We start from the raw sequence: 20651 nt of genomic DNA, 5'->3' as shown, positions 1-20651 counted from the left end.
CGCGTGGTGCGATCCGTCACGTCAGGCTAGGACGACGGCATGAGCCGCTTCACCGTCAACAACGAGCCGATCGAATACAAGCTCGACAATGCTACGCCGCTGCTGTGGGCGCTGCGCGATGCGTCGAACCTCACGGGGACGAAATATGGCTGCGGCACCGGGCAGTGCGGCGCGTGCACGGTCGATATCGATGGGCGCGCGATGCCGAGTTGCCGCGTGCCGATCGGCTCGATCGAGGGGGCGTACGTCACGACGATCGAGGGGCTGTCGCGTGAGCGTAACCACCCGGTACAGCTGGCGTTTATCGCGGAGTCGGTGCCGCAATGCGGGTTCTGCATTCCCGGGATGATCATCGCGGCGGCCGCGTTGCTGAAACGCAATGCAGACCCGAGCGAAGCGCTGATCCGCGAGCAGATCACCAACCTGTGTCGGTGCGGGGTGTATCCGCGCGTGGTCGAGGCGATCCAGCGCGCCGGGCGCGCGATGCGCGGGGAAGAGGTGATCCCCGCCGGGCCGCGACCGGGGATTGATCCGGCGGATTCCGCACGGCTGGTGCCGGCACTGGTGCCGCGGCCAGCGCGGTAGGCGCTTCCTCAAAACCAAGCTTGTTCTCCATGAAGACGTTTGCGGTTTCCACCACCCCGGCGAAGGCCGGGGCCCAATTTGGAACGTCCAAGGTAATAAAGCGCGCGCTTCGTTACTTACCGTCCCCACTTGGGCCCCGGCCTCCGCCGGGGTGGGCGCTACGGGATTGGCAAGAGACGACTTGGCGGCGACTACTGCCCAACCCTCTCCCAACCTGTCTAATCACTGACGAACCTATTCAGCCTCTCCACACGCCGCGGCGCCTATACCCGACATATCATAGGAGTCGGCTCGTGCGCCGGCAGTCGAGGACATCCGCGATGACCGGCAAGTTTTTCAAACTCTTGATGGCGGCCTCCGCGTTGGTGCCGGCAGTGGCAATGGCTACGACCGCCACCGCACAGCAGGTCGACCAGGACCGTGGCGACCGCGGACAACGCCCGGATCGTGGCCAGCGCCCCGACCGCGGCGATCGCGGCCCGCGCCCATACGGGCAACCCTTCCAGCAACAGCGCCCCGATCGCCCCGCCGCGCCCGACCAAGGCCAGCGTCCGCAACGCGCCGATCTCGGCACGCAACCGCAAGTCCGCGGCGACCGTCCCGACGGGCAAGGCCGTCCCGACTGGAACGGGCAGCGCGGCGGACAGCGTGCCGACCGTCAGGCGTGGAACGACCAACGTGGCAACGGTCAGGGCTGGAACGGCCAAACCCGTCCCGACCCGCGGGCCGGCCAAAACCGCCCCGACTGGAACCGCGACCAGGGACTCCCCGGTTTCGATCGCGGCAACCAGCAGGCCGATCGCAACCAGTTCGATCGCAACGGCGGCCGCGGCGATTGGCGCAATGACCGCGGCGACTGGCGCAACGACGGCCGCGATGGCTATCAGAACCGCCAGCCCAACCGCGCCTACGGCAACGTCCAAGGCTTTGGCCGGCGCGGCTACGACCAAGGCCGGTTCAACCAGGGCGGCGCGTGGAACCGCGGCTGGCGCAACGACAACCGCTACGCCTGGAGCAACTACCGCGCGTCGAACCGCGGCGCCTATCGCCTCCCGCGCTATTATGCACCGAGCGGCTGGGGATCGGGCTACCGTCGCTTCAACGTCGGCTTCTCACTGAACCGGATTCTCTACAACCAGTCCTACTGGATCCAGGACCCGTACACCTATCGCCTGCCCGAGGCGTACGGCCCGTATCGCTGGGTGCGCTATTACAACGACGCGTTGCTAGTCGATCTCGACAGCGGCCGCGTGGTCGACACGGTATATGACATCTTCTGGTAGGCTCCCGCTTGCCAGCACGAGGTAACAGGGGGAGAGCCCCGCGGCGGTCCAGATCGCCGCGGGGCTCTTGCGTTTACCCCTCTTGCCTTTCGGGGCGAGTTCGCCAAATCCTGCGGCGTGGGTATCTTTTCAAAAGCCAAGAAGGTCGATCCGGCCGCGGCGCTTCGCCAAGCCTTCGGATCGCAGGCCGCCGCGCGCCTCGACGCCAATCCCGCGGTGCAGCGCATCGCGATGGACACGGTGCAATTCTATTACCAGGACAAGTTCCTCGATCCCGCGACCTGCAAGCAGCTGATCGCGATGATCGATTCCAAGCGGCGGCCGTCGACCTTGCTCTCCGATCGCCCGAACAGCAATTTCCGCACCAGCGAGAGCTGCGACATGGATCGCTGGTCGCCTGAGGTGCAGCCGACCGACGAGGCGATCGCGACCTTGCTCGGGATCGATCTGCTCCACGGCGAGACGATGCAGGGCCAGCGCTATGCCCCCGGCCAGCAATTCCGCGCACACCATGATTATTTCCACGAGTCCGAGAGCTACTGGGCGAAGATGCAGGAGCAGGGCGGCCAGCGCACCTGGACCGCGATGGTGTTCCTCAACGACGTCCCCGAGGGCGGCGCGACGTGGTTCCCGCAGGCCGGCGTCAAGATCGCGCCGAAACGCGGCATGCTGCTCGCGTGGAACAACATGAACCCGGATGGGACGCCGAACGGGCTGACTTTGCACGAGGGCATGCCGGTGGTCGAGGGCGTGAAGTATATCGTGACGAAGTGGTTTCGCGAGCGACCGTGGATCAAGTAAGGGGCGCAAACCGACTCCAACATCGCTCGCCTATCCCCTTTTGCGGATCCGCCCGGCGCGGATTCCCTATCTCGCCCCCCCCGTTCGTGCTGAGTAGCCGTCGAGTAGGCGCCGAAGGCGGCGTATCGAGACGGCGTATCGAAGGACAGGTTGGCGCGCGGAACCCTGTTTCGATACGCGCCCTCGATACGCTTCTACGAAGCTCTCGGTCGCTACTCAGCACAAACGGGGGGTGTCGGGGACTTCGCCCTCGTTCAGCCTCCTACCAACGACGCCCCCCTCACGTCATCCTGACGAAAGTCAGGATCCAGAGCCATGAGCGCCCGTCTCCCGTAATTCTGGATCCTGACTTTCGTCAGGATGACGGTACGAGCAACCGCCCTGCCCCCTCCCCGCTCGACAATCCCCCCGCAACCACTACGTCCGAGGCATGACAGTTCTCGGCGTAACCTCTTCGATCCTCGGCCAACCCTGGCGCTGGCGTGCACTCGCTGCCGATAGCCGGGACGGGTTTACCGGCGACGACCTCGTCACCCAGCTCCTGCTCGCCCGGGGCTGCCCCCGCGACGCGCTCGACGCGCACCGCACGCCGTCGATCCGCGCATTCATGCCCGACCCGTCGATCTTCCGCGACATGGACCGCGCCGCCGAACGCCTCGCCGACGCGGTGCAGGCGCACGAACAGGTCGCGATCTTCGGCGATTACGACGTCGACGGCGCCACCTCCGCCGCGCTGATGGTCCTCGTCCTGCGCGATCTCGGTATCGAAGCCCGCCCCTACATCCCCGACCGCCTGCTCGAAGGCTATGGCCCGTCCGGCGAAGCGCTCGTCCGCCTCGCCGACGAAGGCGCCACGCTGATTGTCACGGTCGACTGCGGCGCGCAGGCGTTCGACGCGCTCGACGTCGCCCGCGACGCGCAGGTCGACGTGATCGTCATCGACCACCACAAATGCTCGACCGCGCTCCCGCACGCGCTCGCGCTGGTCAACCCCAACCGTCTCGACGAGACCGAAGGCGCTGCGCACGGCCATCTCGCCGCGGTCGGCATGTGCTTCCTCGCCGCCGCCGCGCTCGTTCGCACGCTCCGCGCGCGCGGCTTCTTCAACGACCGCGCCGAGCCGAAAGTGATCGACCTGCTCGATATCGTCGCGCTCGGCACTGTCGCCGACGTCGCGCAACTCCGCGGCCTCAACCGCGCGTTCGTGTCGCAGGGCCTCAAGGTCATGGGCGCGCGCAAGAATATCGGCGTCGCCGCGCTGATCGAGGCCTCGCGCCTGACCCGCAACCCGACTTGCACCGACCTGGGCTTCGCGCTCGGCCCGCGCATCAACGCGGGCGGCCGCGTCGGCCGCGCCGATCTCGGCGTCCGCCTGCTCACCACGCAAGACCCCGACGAAGCGCGAACGATCGCAACCGAACTCGACCGCCTCAACGAAGAACGCCGCGCTATCGAAACCGCCGTGCAGGAGGCCGCCGACCTCCTCTCCAGCCGAGACCGCGCGGTCGCCGTTGTCGCCGGCCACGGCTGGCACCCCGGCGTGATCGGCATCGTCGCCGGCCGCCTCAAGGAGAAACTCGGCCGCCCCGCGATCGTCATCGCGATCGACGAGAACGGCATCGGCAAGGGCTCGGGCCGCTCGATCCCCGGCGTCGACCTCGGCGCCGCGGTGATGGCTGCGCGCGAACACGGACTGCTGATGGCGGGCGGAGGCCACGCGATGGCGGCCGGCCTGACGATCAGCGAGGCCGCGATCCCTGCCTTCACCGACTTCCTCGAAGAGCGCCTCGCCGCCGCGGTCGAGCGCTCGAACGGCGACCGCGCGCTGCTGCTTGACGCAGTGCTGGCAGCCGGCGGCGTCAACCCCGGCCTCGTCGAATCGATGGAAGCCGGCGGCCCCTACGGCATGGGCTGGCCAGCCCCCCGCGTCGCGATGGGCCCGGTCCGCGTGATCAAGGCGGACGTCGTCGGCAACGGCCACGTCCGCACGATCGTCGCCGGCGACGACGGCCGCAGCATCAAGGCGATGGCGTTCCGCTCGGCCGAAAGCGCGCTAGGCCAGGCGCTGCTAGGGGCCGCCCCCCACCGCAAACTCTGGCTGGCGGGCCGCGCGAAGATCGACGACTGGTCCTCGCGGCCGTCGGCGGAATTACACGTCGAAGACGCCGCCTGGGCTGATTGAGGGGTTGACGCCAAAGCGGCTTCCTTTTAGGCGCCTCCAACCACGCAGGCCCCTTCGTCTAGCGGTTAGGACGCGGCCCTTTCACGGCTGAAGCACGGGTTCGATTCCCGTAGGGGTCACCATCATCGGCTTTTCAAGCAATGATTGGTGGGTGAAACGAGCGTGTCTCATGGTTTCATTTCCCAGACGATGTTGGCCAAATACGCCTCCCGCCAGGTAGGCGCAGTTCGCTGCGGGTGATGGATAAAGCTTCTCGTAATCCGCGATGGGTTCGCGACGCTGATCATCGGAGCGGGTAGCGGCGCGGGCGTGGGCCGGCCCGAACAGGTGACCAACCATGTCGCCGCAGTCAGCCTTCACCTACGCCGGAGTGCCACGCTCGATGCGGTGAGCGGTGGCAGCCTGCCGTTTCTCTACGCCTGTTCGATCCTGTCGCGCGGAACCAGATCATCTTCGGTCGCAGCGATGTTTAAGGCTAAGGGTCCAGGGCCAAGGCCAAGGCCAAGGCAAGATGGTCTGGCTGGTGGCCTGGGATATCACCAAAAATCTGTACCCGTCCGGCTCCAATCGACACGCGTCGCGTTTGAGGGTGTCCGGTCAGCGGCACGTTCTGTCGCGGCACGCCGGCACGGGGGTATCATGCGGATCGGAATCATCGGTGCGGGAATGGCCGGCCTGTCCTGCGCACACGCGCTACGCAGTCAGGGTCATCACCCGGTCCTGTTCGACAAGGGTCGCGGGCCGGGTGGCAGGATGTCGACGCGCCGGGTCGATACACCGCTGGGCGAGGCGGCGTTCGATCACGGCGCGCAATATCTGACGGCGCGCGATCCCGCGTTCGTGGCGCAGGTCGAGCGCTGGGCGCAGGACCGCCACGTCGCGCGCTGGTCGCCCGCAGGGCCCGACGCATGGGTCGGGACACCGGCGATGAACGCGCCGATCCGCGCGATGGCGGCCGAGTGCGACGTTCGTTGGAACACCGCCATCGCCGGTCTCTGCCATGACGGTGGATGGCGGATCGGCGACGAACGGTTCGACGCCGCGATCGTCGCGGTGCCGGCGGAGCAGGTCGCGCCCTTGGTCGCGGACCATGACGGTGCGTTGGCCGATGCGGCACGCGCCGCGGTTTCCGATCCGTGCTGGACCGTCATGGCAGCGTTCGATGGCCCGGTGCCGACCGATTGCGATCGATTTGCGGATATCGGGATCATCGGATCCGCCGTCCGCAACTCGGCCAAGCCGGGACGGACCGGACCGGAGGCCTGGGTGCTACAGGCCAGTGCCGGCTGGTCGCGTGCGCACATCGAAGACGAGCCGGACATGATCGCGCGGGCGCTTCTTGCGGCGTTCGCGGATCACATCGGCGCCCTCTCGCCCACCATCATCGCGACCAGCGTCCACCGCTGGCGGTATGCGAAGACCGGGACGTCGGCGCGCGGTGCGTTCTGGAACGCCGAGATTCGGCTGGGCGCGTGCGGCGACTGGCTGCTCGGTCCGCGGATCGAAGCCGCCTGGCTGTCCGGGCAGCAACTCGCTGCGTTCGTCGGACCTGCGAGATGACTTGTCCTTGCAAACCGTCGCTGATGCCGAGAGGCTGAGTCGTTCCCTCACGGCCTCCTCAGAGCGCGGATGACGGCCCGGCTGCGTTCGGATAGCGAGCTTCGCTGGCGTTCCTAATACGATCAATTCGGGAGACAGCGACCTTGGAGCGCATGCCATTCCGGTCACCGACGTGACCGCATGGATCGAGGCAAACCTGACCGCGCACGCGACGTGACAGGCTGCGCGCTATGCGGGATCTATCGTGAGCCGTGCGCAGTTGCTGTTCTCGAGCGATTTCCCCTGACCAGCGCTCAGAGCCGTGCCGCCAGCGAGAACAGGACCGATCGGGGCGCCCCGGGGGAAATCCACAAGGTACTGTAACTGCTCTGCGCGTAGGTCTGGTCGAGGATGTTGTCGACCTCGACGCGAGCGGTCAGCCTTTTCGTCAGCGGATACGCGATGCTCGCCTTGGCCTTCACATAGCTCGGCAATCGCAGGTTGCCGCCATCGAGCGCAGCGGCACGCGCGCCGACATAGGTTCCGCCCGCACTCAGAGCGAGGTCGCGGGCTGCGAGAGGAACCGTCGCGAACAGTTGCAGCGTGCCGGCATGACGCGGCACGTTGAGCACGTCGGCGCTCGGGAATGCAGGATCGCGGGCGGCAGCGTCCGTGAAGGCGTAGTTGCCGATCAGCCGCACGCGTGGCGCCAGATCGACTTCGCCATCGAGTTCGACGCCGCGCGACCTGATCCGTCCGACCGTCGCGAGGAAGTTCACGTCGGCTGGATCGGTCGCGAGGATGTTGCGCTTGGAGACATCGAACCAGCTGGCCCCAACCCGCAGCGATGCCAGGACCAGCTTTGCGCCGACTTCGTAGCCACGGCCGGTTTCGGGCGCGAACGCGTCGCCCAGTCGTCCGACGCTCGAATTGGCGCGCGAGCCCTCGCCCCAGTTCGCATGGAAGGCGAACCGGGGATCGGGACGGTAGCGAATGCCGGCGCGAAACTCGATCGGATCACGCTCCAGACGGCTCAGCTGCCCGGACAGTCGATTGTCGATGCGCTGGTCGAGGTGCTCGTAGCGCAGGCCTCCGACCACGCTGAGCGAGTCGGTCAGGTCCCACATATCCTGGCCATAGACGGCGACGGCTTTCCGGCGTTCGTTGGTCGCGGTGAACGGCGTCAGCGGCCCGGCGACGCCCCCGTAGACCGGGTCGAAGACGTCAATCGGGTAAGGCTGGGCAGCGGTCGGCCGGAATCGCGTCTGGAAGGTGTCGAAGTCGAGATCGTACAGCGTCACGCCCACGCTTGGTCGATGCGTGCCGAAGGCGGTGACGGTGCCACGGATTTCCGCCCGCCCCGACCAGTCGGTCAGGTTCCAGTCGCGCAAGCGGCGCTGACGGCGAACCGTTCCATCCGCCAGCAGCGTCGACGCTTCGCTGGAGAAGCCCCGGATGCGAGCGTCGCGATAGGCCGTTCCGCCGACGAAGGTCCAGCTGCCGCCCAGACTTTGCTCCAGCGTCAGTTCGTGTCGCCAGTTGCTGGAGGATACCCGCCCGTCGCCGGGTTCTCCGAGAAAGCGATCGCGCGGGACGGCCTCGCTATTCCCGTTGATCGCCGGGATGCCGCGGTCGAACGGCGCGCGGAACTGAATATATTCGCCCTGATACGTCAGCGTGGTGCCGTTCATTGGCCGCCAGCTTACCGATGGTGCGAACAGGCGCCGCCTGAGATCGACATGGTCGCGAAAGCCGTCGCTGTTCTCGATCGCGCCGACCAAGCGGATCGCGAACGTTGAGGACAGCGCCGATTCGACATCGCCTTCGAGCCGATAGGTGCCGAACGAGCCCCCGCTCGCCGTCACGTTGCCGCCGTTCCGAAATCGCGGCTTCTTGGTGACCACGTTGATCACACCCGCCGGATCCACCGATCCGAACACCGCACCCACCGGCCCCTTGAGCACCTCGATCCGTTCGACGTTGGCGGGATCCCGCGGCGGTCCGAACCCACGATTGGCGAGGAAGCCGTCGACGAAATACTCGGCCCCCGTGTCCGGCGTGCCGAGGAAACCGCGGATCGCGTAGTTGTCGCGCAGGCCGCCAAGGTTGTTCTGCTGCGAGATACCGCTGACCAGCTCCAGCGCATCGGCCAGGCGGCGCACGCCGTAGTCGTCCAGAATACTGCGATCTAGCGCGATGCTGGCCTGCGACATAAGCTCGGTCACGATGTCCGACCCGCTGGTGCGATCGAGGCGACGCTGGCCGAGCACGACGATGTCGTCCACCGTCGGATCTCGCCCCTGCCCCGCGTCCTGCGCAAACGCCGACGTCCCCGAACAGGCTATCGCGCAGAGCGCGGCACGCGCGACGCGGCTCCGGCGTGACGAGCGCGTTCGCTCCGAATAGCGCGCGACGTTAGACACTGCCCTGACCACCATTGTTCCAATCTCATGCAGAAACGCAAAGCTCTTAGGCTTTCGCGTTACGATACATCGTCTCATAAACGGCGGAGGGAGTGGCGCAAGATGAAACTATGGTGACACGATCATGAAGAATGATGCGGGCGGTGCTCAGACGCCTGCGCGCCCAGGTTGGCAGGGTTGCCACTGTCCGTGACCGGAGCGCGAACGACCGGCGCGACTTCGCCTGCTCGACGACATCGCCATTTCACGCGGCGCCACTCGCAGGACGGCGCGACCAACCTCGATCCCGCACGCGCTATCGGCGGCGAACTGGTCGTTCGCAGCCCTAGTTCAGCTCGCGGTTGGCTTCGAGGACGGCGATCACCATCGTCTTGAATTGCGCGACGATCCGGTCGGTCAGCGGCGGTTCGAGCGCGATCGCCAGCCGTATCGCATGGCCGGCGAGCTCGGTGATGAGCAACGCCGCCGACAGGATCTTGTCGCGGTCGGACGACGACAACAGGATCATCATCGGCGCGACCATGAAGTCGGCGGTCGCGCGCGTGTCGATCACGTCGAGCCGGCGCAGTTCGAGATCGGCCTGCGCGCCGGCCCACACCGCGATCGCCTCCGGATGGCTGCGGTAATGGCTGACATACGCGTCGATGATCCGGTCGACCGCCTGGGCGATCGTCGGGCGGCCGCCATGATCCTCGAGCAGCGCATGTACCTCGGTCCGCAGCAGCGCGCCGACCTTGTCGAGGTTGCGCAGCACCAGCGCGCGCAGGATCGCCGGCTTCGACGGGAAATATTGATAGAGCGAGCCGATCGAGATCTCGGCGCGGCGCGCGACTTCGCGCATCGCGAGGTCCTCGGGGTTCTCGGTGACGAGCAGGTCCTGCGCCGCGACGAGGATTGCCTCGCGGCGGCGCATGCTGCGCTCCTGCATGGGTAGGCGGCGGGGTTCGACCATAACGCCGCCGCTCTGGCTCACCCCGGTGCCAAACGCAAACCGGTGTTGGCCGTTCGCCCGTTCACCCGCCGATCGCGAACAGCTGGTCGAAGAAGCGATTGACGAACTTGCCCTCGGGATCGGCGTCGCGACGCACGGTCAGGAAGTCGGACAGCCGGGGATACAGCGCATGCGCCGCCTGGGAATCGAGCGTGTGGCGCTTCGCCCAATGCGGACGACCGCCGGCATCACGCAGGATCGTCTCGAGCGCCGCGAACGCCTTCTGCCACGGCATGCCGGCATATTGATGCACCGAGATCGACAGGCACGGCCCGGCATGGAACGGGCTTAGCCAGATATCGTCGGCGGCGACGGTACGGACCTCGAACGGGAAGGCGAGCGGCAGCCGTGCCTGACGGACATAGCGAAGCGCCTCCCGCAGAGTCGCCAGCCCGTCGGCACGCGGCACCTCGTATTCCATCTCCTCGAAACGCACCGTCCGCTCCTGCGCGAAAATCCGATAGGCTGGGCCGACACGCCGTTTGGGCCCGCCGATCGCCTGCATCATGCCGCGCTGCAGCTTGGGGATCAGCCCCGGCACGCGGCGCGAAATGTTGCACGCCAGGCGGAAAGCCCCCTCGTTGACGTCGTTGGCATGGCGGTACGGACCTTCGGGCTCGACCGGATGCAGCCGCTTGAGGATCACGTGGTCGGCATAGGGAAAGACCCAGAATTCCATATGCCGCGACGCCGCGGTCAGTTCGTCGAACCGGTCGAGCACCATGTCGAGCGGCCAGCGTTCGACGCGTTCCTCGAGGTGATAGGCGGGCAGCACCGCGAGCCGCATGCCGACGACGACCCCGAGCAGGCCGAGACCGAGGCGCTGCGCCTGGAACAGCGCGGGCTCGGTCTGCGCGTCGCACGTGACGAGCGTGCCGTCGGCGCGCATCAGGCGGACGCCGGTCACCTGCGTCGAGATGCTGCCGAGCGCTTCGCCGGTCCCGTGCGTGCCGGTGCCGGCGGCGCCCGCGAGCGACTGCGGATTGACGTCGCCCTGGTTGTAGAGCGACAGCCCCTCCGCCCAGAGCGCGTCGGTCAGTCGTGCGAGGCTCCAGCCCGCGGGGGCCCAGACCGACCGGCGATCCGCGGCGACGTCGATCCCGCCTTCGAGATCGGCGAGCGACAGCAGCGTACCTTCGGTCTGGCACAGCGGCATGAAGGAATGCCCTGCCCCGACCATCCGCAGCTGCCGCGCCCCCGCGACGACCTCGGCCAGTTCGTCGAGCCCGCGCGGACGCGCGATCGTGGCGGGCTGCGCGACGACGCTGCCCGACCAGTTGGTCCACTCGGTCATGATCGGTCTTTCGATTGCACGGCAAACGCAGGGGACCCCACGCGCCGGAGTAGGGGAAGCATCAGCACGATGCCGCCGGTGACGATGAGCAGTCCGGCACCGAGCGTGAGGCAACCACGGACGTCCCCGTCGCTGACACTCAGCGCCGCGACGCTCGGACCGGTCGCGCACCCCAGCAGCAGTGCCGCCGACCCGAGCATCGCCGCGCGGTGCGTCGGGTCGACGTCGATCAGCAGCCGGGTGAAATACGGGCTCGCGAACGCCCACAGCATCCCGAAGCCGATCGCGGTCGCCAGAAATGCGGTCCGACCGGGCAACGTCGCGAATATCGCCGCTGCGACGATCAGCGCCGCGGTCGCGCCGATCAGCACGAACCGGCACGGCCAGCGCTGGACCGTGGCCGCGCCCAGGACACCGCCCGCGACCTGTCCGGCAAGCGCGAGCACCACCGCGAGGCCGCCGGTGCCGGACGAGAGTCCGGCCTGATGCGCGAGCGGTTCGAGATAGATCCAGATGCCGAGGATGCCGGCGAAGAAGCAGAACGCAGCCGTGAGCGCGAGCCATCCCCGGATATCGGGCAGTCCCATGCCGTGGTTTGCGGCGAACGGTGCCAGCCGCACCGGCGTCGCCATCGCGACGATCGCGACCGGCACGCCGAGCGCGGCGATCGCGAAGAACCCCGTCGCCGCGCCGTGGTGCTGCGCGACCAGACCGCTGATCAGCGCGGCGCAGGCCAGCTGCGCGACCGTCTGGATCGTCAGATACATCCCGGCCTGGCGGGCGGGTTGCGCCGCTCGGACGATCATCGCGGTGACGATGCCGACCAGCATGCCGCTCGGCGCGCCGGCCAGCGCGCGCAGCAGGATCACTGTGCCGCCGGTCGCGCTGGCGGTCGCGACGTCGAGCACGATGATCGCCACCACGCTGGCCAAGGCGAGCATGCGCGGCGCGACGCGTTCGGTCACGAAGCCCGCCGCGCCCGCCGCGAGCCCCATCGTCACCAGCTCGGCGGTGGCGGCGAGCCCGAGCTGCGCCGCGGTCAGATGCCCTTCCGCGACCAGCGTACCGAGCAGCAATGGCGCAAGGCCCGCCATGAGGACGCCGTACACGCCGACGACGAACGCGGCGACATAGGCCGAACGGGTCGTATCCGGCGCGATCATCGATAGTTCGCCCGCAACGACAGACCAAAGGTCCGCGGCCGTCCGACGACGACCGCATCGAAGCCCAGCGCGGGCAGCGGCGTGATGTCCGAGATGACCGGCACGTCGAAGACGTTGCGGACCCACAGCGCGACCTCGTAGCGATCCTTGGCGAACTGCCAGCCGATCCGCCCGTCGACGAAGGCGCGCGCGCGATCGGTCAGCCGCGCGTCGTTGGACGTGTCGAAGAACACCTTGCTGCGATAGGAGACATCCGCGCGCGCGACGATCGCGCCGGTCGCGATCGGTTTGCGATACTCGGCGCTCCCCTGCACGCTGACCTTGGGCGCCGAGGGCAACCGGTTGCCCGAATAGTCGGCACCCTGCGAGATGAAGTCGCGATAGGTCGCGCTGAGCAGCGAGGTCGACGCACTGAGGTTGAGGCCATCGACCGGTCGCGCGGTCAGTTCGAGTTCGGCGCCGTAGATCCGCGCCGCCGAGGCGTTGGTGAAGAGCTGCGTGGTGATCAGCCCCTGCACCACCGACGTGAAGACCTGCAGATCCTCATAGTCGTAATAGAAGGCCGACACGTTGAGCCCCAACCGTCGGTCGAGCCACTGCGTCTTGGCCCCCACTTCATACGCGTCGACCGTCTCGTCCTTGTAGGGCCCGATCAGAGAGGGGTCCTGCGCGAAGCCGCTGAAGAAGCCGCCGCTCTTGGTCCCGCGATTGTAGCTCGCATAGACGTTGGCGGCATCGCTGAAGCGATATTGCAGCCCGGCGCGCCCCGACCATGACCCGAACGTCTTGGCGTCGGCATACGTGAACAACGGGATCGTTCCGCCGGCAGCCTCGGCGCGATAGTCGAAGCGCTTGCGATCGGCGGAATAGCGCAGCCCGCCGGTCAGCGTCAGCCGCGGCGTAAGGTCGAAATCGAGCTGCCCGAAACCGGCATAGCTGTTCGTCACCTGCCGCGACGGCCACGCGAAGTCGCCGATCCCCGCGACGAGATCAACCCCGCTCGGATTGTCGGGCGTCGGCGCGCGCAATACCGGCAGCACGTCGAGCGACGACGCATTGCGGATCAGGTCGTGCGCGTAATACACGCCGGCGACGTAGCGCAGCCGGTCGTGGCCGTTGGACTGCACGCGCAGTTCCTGGCTGACCGTGTCCTGCCGGCTGATGTAGGAGGCGGCGACGACCGGTACCGGGCTGGCGTCGGTATCCTCCTGATCGTTGCGGCTGGCATGCTGGAACCCGGTCACCGCGATCAGGCTGACCGGCCCGAGATCGATCGACAGCGTGTTGCCGGTGCCGAACAGGCTGACCCGGTCGCGCCCTTCGAAGCGATAGGCCCCTTCGTACAGATTGCGGCTGGTGTTGGCGTAACCCAGGATGTTGGTGCACTGGCCCGAGGTGTAGAAGGCGGGGGTGCACAGGCCATCCGCGCCGGTGGCCGCCGCAGTCTGCGGGATCAGCGTGCGCGCATACGCCTGGAGCGATCCGCCGGTCGAGCGGCTCGCATTGACGGTGAGATCGTCGGTAATTGCGCTTGACGGCGTCAGATGGACGCTGCCGCGCAGGGCCCAGCGGTCGACGTTGTTGCCGCGGTTGCCGGTCAGCGTGTTGCGCATGTATCCGTCGTCGCGCTGATACAGACCGGCGATGCGGACCGCCGCCAGGTCGGTCGCGACCGGCGCGCTGATCCCGCCCTGCAGCGTCACTGCGTTGAACCGGCCGTAATCGAGCGACAGGTCGGCTTCGGGCGTCGTGCCCGGCTGGCGCGTGGTGACGTTGATCGCGCCGCCGGTGGTGTTGCGGCCGTACAGCGTTCCCTGTGGTCCGCGCAGAACTTCGACCTGGCCGAGATCGAAGAACGCATCGCGCTGCGCCAGAGTCGAGGCGACGTAGACGCCGTTGACGTAGATGCCGACCGCGCTCGCCGTCGCCGGGTTGAAGTCGTTGAGGCCGACGCCGCGAATGAAGATGCGCGGGTTGGCGCCATTGTCCGCCGAGCGGATCTGGAGACCCGGAACACGCCCCGACAGGTCGAGCACGTCGGCGATGCGGCGTTCGCGCAGGTCGTCGCCGGTGATCGCGGTGACCGCGATCGGCACGTCCTGCAGGCGTTCGGACCGGCGCTGGGCCGTCACGACGATATCGCCGTCCCCGGCCGCCGGCGCAGGCTTGGAAGGCTGGTCGGCCACGGCCTGCTGCGCGTGCGCCTCCGCCGATAGGGCGAGCGCGACGAGGACCACACTATGGTGCAAGATAGACCGTTTCATCGTCATCCCCTTTTTTTTGCGTTGGCGTCGGTCCTCGCGGGTCCGGTCGACGGCCCGCCTGTCGTTGCAGGTCAGAAGAAGCATTGCCCGTCGCCGCGATACGTCGCGACGCGGTCGACGATGTCGTGGCCGCGAACGAGCAGCAGCGTGTCGAACCGCTCGCACAGCTCCCCCGCCTTGGCGTGACGGAAGAAGACGGGTGCCCCGATCGGCAGCGCGTCGGCGCTGTCGAGCCGCACCGGCGTCTGCACCTCGCCGCCGCCCTCGTTGTCGATCAGCGTGGCACCGGTCGGCAGCCACGGCTTGGGCAGGCGATCAGGGCCGATCGGACCGGACGCGGGATAGCCACCGCCCGCACAGGTCACGATCCCCGGTGCCGGGCGCCGCGTCACCGGCAGCGCGAAGCCGGCCGCGGGCTCGCCCAGCGTGACCGCATAATGATCGAAGAGCCCCGGCAGATAAAAGCCCGACCCCGCCGCCAGCTCGGTGACGCTCGGATCGCGCGCGGTGCTTTCGAAGCTGCCGGTGCCGCCGCCATTGACGAACCGCAGGCGATGCCCCGCAGCCGTCAGTGCCGCGACGATCGCGCCGCGCCGCCGATGCACGTCGCGGATCGAGCGCGCCTTGAGCGTCCGGATAATGCGGTTGCGCACCCGCTGGCCGGGCACCGCGTCGTTGAGCCCGGCGATCTGACCCTCATAACCCATCACGCCGTCGAGCCGCAGATGGCGTCGCCGGGCGATAGCGTCGGCCAGCGCGAGCGCCGCCTTCGCGGTCGCGACCGGCGACCGATAGACGCCGAAGCGCAAACCGGGGAAATTGGTCGAAGCATCCATGTCGATCGCCACCGCGAGCGAGGTTCCCGCCGCCGCCGCACAGCGATCGATGACGTCGAGCTGCGCGGCATCGTCGACCATCAGCGTGATCGACGCGCCGCCCTGCACCGCCGCCGCGACGCGCGCGATCTCGCTCGGCTCGACCGTCGGGTAGGCGACGACGAGATCGTCGAACCCCTGCGATGCAAGCCAGGCCGCCTCCGCCGGCGAAAAACACAGCAATCCTTGCAGATAGGGGAACCGGTCGAGCAGATAGCGAAGCACGCCGACCGACCGGATCGACTTGGTGACGAGCCGGACGGGCATGCCGCGCGCCCGCACGCCCAGACGGTCGCCATTGCGGTCGAGCGCGTCGAGATCGACGAACGCTGCTGGCAGCCGCACCGCGCCCAGCGCATCCACATAGCGCCGATAGGGATCGGACGTCGGCGCACCAGTCGCTGCCGGCGCGAACCTGTCGCGGTCGTCCATAGCGATCCTCTCCCTCGTGTCATCGACCTCTTTGGCGAGTCGATGTGATCATCTTATCAAGCTTGATATATATAGCTATATCTAAATATGATCATCGCTCTTGTTAGGGAATAGCGTTCGCCATACGATCAAAGGAAGTCGTCGAGACGCTATGAAAGGATTGCCATGACCCCCGAAGTGCAGGCGTTGCGAACCGCGTTCGATCGCCAACATCGCGCCTCCCGCAACGACATCGCGGCAAGTGCGTCGATCCGTCAGGCGCTGCTCGATTCGCTGCACGGGCTGCTCATCGAGGGACGCGCCGCATTGGTGGAGGCGATCTCCGACGATTTCGGCGGGCGGTCGAGGACCGAAACCGACATCCTCGAGATCGTGCCGCTGATCACCGCGATCGGCCACAGCCGCGCGCGCCTGAAGACATGGATGCGCGACTCGCCGCGCCGCGTCGACCTCAGCCTGCAACCGGGCACCGCGTGGGTCCGCTACGAGCCGCTCGGCGTCATCGGCGTGATCGCGCCCTGGAATTATCCGCTGTTCCTGACGCTGGGACCGGCGATCGATGCGCTGGCGGCGGGCAACCGCGTGATCGTCAAGCCGTCCGAAGCCTCCCCGGCGTTCGCCGCCCTGCTGGCACGATTGGTGGCGGACCGGTTCGACGCCGATCGCCTGACCGTCGTGCAGGGCGGCGTCGCGGTGTCGCAGGCCCTGTCGGGACTGCCGTTTGATCACCTCGTCTTCACCGGATCGACCGATGTCGGGCGCCACATCCTGCGCGCCGCCGCTGAGCATCTGACGCCGGTGACGCTGGAGCTTGGCGGCAAGTCGCCGGCGATCGTCGCCCCCGATTTCGCGATCGACCGGGCCGCCAGGTCGATCGCCTTCGGTCGCTATCTCAACGCCGGCCAGACCTGCGTCGCCCCCGATTACGCGCTGGTGCCGGCCGCCTCGGCGCGCCGGTTCGCGGACGGGGTGCTGTCTGCGGCCGTGCACCGGTATCGGACGATCGAGCGCAACGGCGACTACAGCAACATCATCGACGCGCGGCACCACCAGCGGCTGACCGACGCGATCGAGGAGGCGCGGCACGGTGGTGCGGAGATCCTCACCCACCCGGCGCCAGCCCCAACCGGGCACCGGATCGCGCCGACCGTGGTGCTCGGCGCGCCCGACGACTGCACGCTGATGCGCGAGGAGATCTTCGGCCCGGTGCTCCCGGTGAAGCCCTATGACACGCTCGACGCGGCGCTGGCCTTCGTCCGCGCCCGCCCGCGACCTCTCGCGCTCTACTGCTTTGCGGATGGTGCGGCGACGCAGCGCAGGATCCTCGATGGGGCGACCTCGGGCGGCGTGACGATCAACGGCACGCTGCTCCATGTCGCGCAGCACAGCCTGCCGTTCGGCGGCATCGGCGCCAGCGGCATGGGCGCCTATCACGGCCGCGACGGCTTCCTCCGGTTCAGCCACGCGCGCGCGGTGCACAAGGCCGGGCCGATCAACATGTTCGAACGGATCGGCCCGCCCTGGGGCACCGCCGCGCGGCTGACGATGCGGCTGGTGGCCGGGCTGAAGCCGCTCGGCGACGGCCGGTGATCTTCGCGGGCAAGGTCGTGCTGATCGTCGGCGCGTCGAGCGGCATGGGCCGCGGTGTCGCACGACGGCTAGCCGCAGAAGGCGCAACGATCGTCGCGACCGCGCGACGGGTGGGCGAACTGAAAAGCCTCGCGGCCGAGATCGCGCTCGACCGCGGCGTCTGCATGATCCACCCCGCCGACGCACTGTGCGAAGACGAAGCCGCCGCGGTCGTCGAGGCGACGATCGCCCGGTTCGGTCGCATCGACCTGCTGCTGATGAACGTCGGCGGCGCTCCCGATCTTGACCTGCGGATGATCGGCGTCGGCGCGGTCAAAGACTATATGCGGAGCAATTACGACGTCTGCGTCAACTACCTGTTCCCGGTGCTTCACCAGATGATGCGCCAAGGTTCCGGCATGGTCGCGCATACCAATTCTCTCGCTGGTTTGATGGGCGTCCCGCTGCAAGGGCCGTATTCTGCCGCCAAAGGCGCGATGCGGCTGCTGATCGACACGTGCCGGGTCGAATTCGCCGATCACGGCATCCGATTCGTCAGCATCTATCCTGGCTTCGTCGCCACGGCGCGAACGCAGGCGCATGCCATGCCTTCGCCGTTCGAAATCTCCGAGCAACGCGGCGTCGCGCACATCATCCGCGCGCTGCGCACCGAACGAAGCGACTATCGCTTTCCGGCTGCGATCAGCTGGCTTGTCCGCATCGCCACCGTCCTTCCCCAACCGATCGTGACAATGCTGCTTCGTTGGCGCCTTCGCGCGGCACGGACATGACCCGCAGCCCGGATTCGCGACGCGTTGCCTGCCCGACCCGGCGGCGACCCCGCCCGCGCGCGTCTCCGTCCCCAAACCGCCGCAAACGGTAGGACTGGACATACCGGCGACGGCATGGTTGTCGCCGCTGATGGCCAGCATGACCCGGTATCGTCGACGGTGATTCCTCAGCTCGATCTCCTGTTTCGCGGTGGTGCGATCGGCTTGCTGATGCTGGCGGCGGTGGTGTTCGCGCGGTCGCCGGCGTCCTTGCCGAGTCGGTTCGGATTGGCGCTGACGCTGTGTACGGTGGTCGGTACGCTGGCGGGGTTGCCGCATGCACCGACCGCATTCGATCCGCTGCTCGATCTGAGTTCGAGCGCCGCGATTCCCCTGTTCTGGCTGTTCGCGCGCGCATGGTTCGACGATGCGTTCAGACCCAAGCCGATCGATATGGCGCTGGCGGCGGCGTTCCTGGGCTGCACGCTGTATGTCAGCCTGCAGGGGCGCGGGCTGGCCGCGCCGATCGAGGGGCTAGATATCGTGGCCTATGTTGGGGGAATGGCGTTCGCGATCCATGCGCAGTGGCTGGCGTGGCGCAATCGGCAGGGCGATCTGGTCGAGGCGCGGCGGCAGGCGCGGACGATCTTCGTGGTGTCGATCGGGCTGATCATCCTGTGGCTGCTCGGCAGCGAGATCGTCGGTCGCGCGACCGGCGAACTAGCCGTATCCGGAATGACCGCCGCCGCAGGGCTGTTCATGGGCACGTTCGTGATCAGCGCGCTGCTGTTCGGATTGCGCCACCCCGAGGTTTTCCTGAGCGCGGATGCCGCCCCGGTGGTCGGCGAAGTTCCAGCGGTCGCGGCGCCCGAACCGCTCGACGTCGGTCTCGGCCAGAGCCTGGCGGCGATGATGACGCAAGACCGCGCCTACCGCGATCCCGACCTGACGATCGGGATGATCGCCGCGCGGGTCGAGACGCCCGAATACCGCGTGCGGCGGCATATCAACGGCGGGCTCGGCTATCGCAACGTCAGCGACTACCTCAACGAACACCGAATCGCCGAAGTCCGCAGCGCGCTCGCCGACCCTTCGCAGAAGGACGTACCGATCCTGACGATCGCGATGGATGCGGGGTTCGGCAGCCTCGTGATGTTCAACCGGGTGTTCAAGGACCGCCTCGGCGAAACCCCCAGTGCGTTTCGACGGCGGCATCTGGAAGGCTAGCGAAGCCGGTTCACAGACGTCGGCACCGGTCGTTTTCGAAATCGACCGGTCGGTTTCGAGGATCGGCAGGCCAGGATCGGCCCGGATCGGCAGGGCGATCGCGTTCACAACGGGACGCGACGATGCCGATGATTTCCACTGCCCCCACTAGGCTGCCGAGCAAGCTGATCACCGCTGGTTTGACCCTTCTCGCCTGCGCCGGCTGTTCCTCCGAACCGGTCGTATCGCCCAGATCGGACGCCACGCTGGTCGACGTGGTCACGATCCATCACGCCGGCGGACAGACCGCGACGTTCGACGGCGTCCTGCGCCCGCGCCGCGAAATCGCGCTCGGCTTCAAGACCGGTGGCCGCGTCCTCGCGCTGAACGTCCAGGTCGGCGATCACGTCCGCGCCGGGCAGGTCCTGGCCCGCCTTTCGCACGCCGAGGCGATCGCCGATACCGGACAGGCACGTGCCGACCTCGCCGCCGCGACCGCCGAGGCGATCCGCGCGAGCGACGCGGCACGACGTGCCTCCGGACTAGACGGGATCGGCGCGTTGTCAGCCTCCGAGGTCCGCGACCGCGCGCTGGCGGCCAGCGCCGCAGCGGCGAAGCGCGATGCGGCGCGTGCGGCGTTCGACCACAGCCGAGCGACGCTATCCGACGCGGTGCTGATCGCCCCAGAGGACGGCGTCGTGACCGAACGCACGGTCGAATCGGGTACCGTCGTCGATGCCGGCACCACCGTCGTCAGGCTGGCCGCGGGCGGTCCCGAAATCGAGGTGCGCCTGCCCGAGCGCGTGCAAGTTGCCAGCGGAACGATGGCGGATGCGAGCTTCTGGTCCGCGCCCGACACGATCGCCGAGGCGCGACTGAGGCTGGTCGGACCGGCGGCGGACGGCGCGCTGCGGTTGCGGACCGCGCGGTTCAGCGTGCTCGGCGACGTCTCGCAGATCCCATTCAACAGCTCGGCAACGCTCACGTTGCGGATGGCCGATCCGAAGGCGACGATCCGCGTGCCGCTGACCGCGCTCGGCGCACGGGGCAACCAGCCGCACGTCTGGTCGCTGTCGAGCGTCGGCGACAAGAGCGGCAACGGGGCCGGCGACCGTGTCCACCGCCAGCCGGTGCATCTGGTCGAACTGCGCGGCGACGATGCGATCGTCTCGGGGCTGTCCGATGGCCAGCAGATCGTCGCAAGCGGTGGCGATACGCTGTCGGAAGGGCAGCGCGTCGTCATGGCCGGCCTCGTCGCGGGCGGCAACTGAGCG

General features: G+C 67.8%; 15 protein-coding genes and 1 tRNA gene. 10 read left to right on the top strand and 6 right to left on the bottom strand.

Going from position 1 to position 20651, the window contains the following annotated elements:
* The first annotated feature begins 39 nt into the window (after positions 1 to 39).
* From C8J47_RS16395 to C8J47_RS16370, 6 genes are all read left to right on the top strand, one after another.
* Positions 40 to 585, top strand: a complete 546-nt coding sequence (locus C8J47_RS16395) for a (2Fe-2S)-binding protein (RefSeq protein WP_121886578.1) — start codon at positions 40 to 42, stop codon at positions 583 to 585.
* A gap of 320 nt (positions 586 to 905) precedes the next feature.
* Positions 906 to 1868, top strand: coding sequence for an RcnB family protein (locus tag C8J47_RS16390; RefSeq protein ID WP_121886577.1), 963 nt, complete (start codon positions 906 to 908; stop codon positions 1866 to 1868).
* Positions 1869 to 1985: 117 nt separating this feature from the next.
* Positions 1986 to 2669 (top strand): 2OG-Fe(II) oxygenase, encoded by a 684-nt coding sequence (locus tag C8J47_RS16385; protein ID WP_183129149.1) that lies wholly within the window; start codon positions 1986 to 1988, stop codon positions 2667 to 2669.
* Between the two features lie 430 nt (positions 2670 to 3099).
* Positions 3100 to 4851, top strand: coding sequence for a single-stranded-DNA-specific exonuclease RecJ (gene recJ, locus C8J47_RS16380; RefSeq protein ID WP_121886576.1), 1752 nt, complete (start codon positions 3100 to 3102; stop codon positions 4849 to 4851).
* Positions 4852 to 4898: 47 nt separating this feature from the next.
* A tRNA-Glu gene (locus C8J47_RS16375) sits at positions 4899 to 4973 on the top strand.
* 517 nt (positions 4974 to 5490) lie between these two features.
* Positions 5491 to 6411 (top strand): NAD(P)/FAD-dependent oxidoreductase, encoded by a 921-nt coding sequence (locus C8J47_RS16370; RefSeq protein WP_121886575.1) that lies wholly within the window; start codon positions 5491 to 5493, stop codon positions 6409 to 6411.
* 293 nt (positions 6412 to 6704) lie between these two features.
* Here the strand turns inward: C8J47_RS16370 and C8J47_RS16365 are convergent, their stop codons facing one another.
* The 6 genes from C8J47_RS16365 to C8J47_RS16340 form a co-directional block, all read right to left on the bottom strand.
* The gene (locus C8J47_RS16365) at positions 6705 to 8828 is read right to left on the bottom strand and encodes a TonB-dependent siderophore receptor (protein ID WP_183129148.1); all 2124 of its coding nucleotides are present in this window, start codon (positions 8826 to 8828) and stop codon (positions 6705 to 6707) included.
* Positions 8829 to 9138: 310 nt separating this feature from the next.
* Complete coding sequence (locus C8J47_RS16360) at positions 9139 to 9726, bottom strand: TetR/AcrR family transcriptional regulator (RefSeq protein WP_162237259.1); 588 nt, start codon at positions 9724 to 9726, stop codon at positions 9139 to 9141.
* Between the two features lie 100 nt (positions 9727 to 9826).
* Positions 9827 to 11098 carry a D-arabinono-1,4-lactone oxidase gene (locus C8J47_RS16355; RefSeq protein WP_121886573.1) on the bottom strand — a complete coding sequence of 424 codons (1272 nt, stop codon included), beginning with the start codon at positions 11096 to 11098 and terminating at the stop codon, positions 9827 to 9829.
* The gene (locus C8J47_RS16350; protein WP_121886572.1) at positions 11095 to 12261 is read right to left on the bottom strand and encodes an MFS transporter; all 1167 of its coding nucleotides are present in this window, start codon (positions 12259 to 12261) and stop codon (positions 11095 to 11097) included. The genes C8J47_RS16355 and C8J47_RS16350 overlap by 4 nt, the downstream gene beginning before the upstream one ends.
* A complete protein-coding gene (locus tag C8J47_RS16345) occupies positions 12258 to 14525 on the bottom strand; it encodes a TonB-dependent receptor (protein ID WP_121886651.1) in 2268 nt (755 codons plus the stop codon). The genes C8J47_RS16350 and C8J47_RS16345 overlap by 4 nt, the downstream gene beginning before the upstream one ends.
* A 71-nt stretch (positions 14526 to 14596) precedes the next feature.
* Positions 14597 to 15832 (bottom strand): amino acid deaminase/aldolase, encoded by a 1236-nt coding sequence (locus C8J47_RS16340; RefSeq protein WP_121886571.1) that lies wholly within the window; start codon positions 15830 to 15832, stop codon positions 14597 to 14599.
* Positions 15833 to 15997: 165 nt separating this feature from the next.
* Between C8J47_RS16340 and C8J47_RS16335 the strand changes: the two genes are divergently transcribed.
* From C8J47_RS16335 to C8J47_RS16320, 4 genes are all read left to right on the top strand, one after another.
* Positions 15998 to 17422 carry a coniferyl aldehyde dehydrogenase gene (locus C8J47_RS16335; RefSeq protein WP_121886570.1) on the top strand — a complete coding sequence of 475 codons (1425 nt, stop codon included), beginning with the start codon at positions 15998 to 16000 and terminating at the stop codon, positions 17420 to 17422.
* A complete protein-coding gene (locus tag C8J47_RS16330; protein ID WP_121886569.1) occupies positions 17419 to 18192 on the top strand; it encodes an SDR family oxidoreductase in 774 nt (257 codons plus the stop codon). The genes C8J47_RS16335 and C8J47_RS16330 overlap by 4 nt, the downstream gene beginning before the upstream one ends.
* Before the next feature lie 114 nt (positions 18193 to 18306).
* Positions 18307 to 19398: a helix-turn-helix domain-containing protein gene (locus C8J47_RS16325; protein ID WP_121886568.1), complete on the top strand. Its 1092-nt coding sequence runs from the start codon at positions 18307 to 18309 to the stop codon at positions 19396 to 19398.
* 122 nt (positions 19399 to 19520) lie between these two features.
* The gene (locus C8J47_RS16320) at positions 19521 to 20648 is read left to right on the top strand and encodes an efflux RND transporter periplasmic adaptor subunit (protein WP_121886567.1); all 1128 of its coding nucleotides are present in this window, start codon (positions 19521 to 19523) and stop codon (positions 20646 to 20648) included.
* Positions 20649 to 20651: the final 3 nt, after the last annotated feature.

Origin of the sequence: Sphingomonas sp. PP-F2F-G114-C0414 (assembly GCF_003688595.1) — a bacterium.
Lineage (GTDB): Bacteria > Pseudomonadota > Alphaproteobacteria > Sphingomonadales > Sphingomonadaceae > Sphingomonas.
The sequence above is the reverse complement of the archived record's forward strand: the minus strand, read 5'-3'. Positions and strand labels throughout refer to the sequence as shown.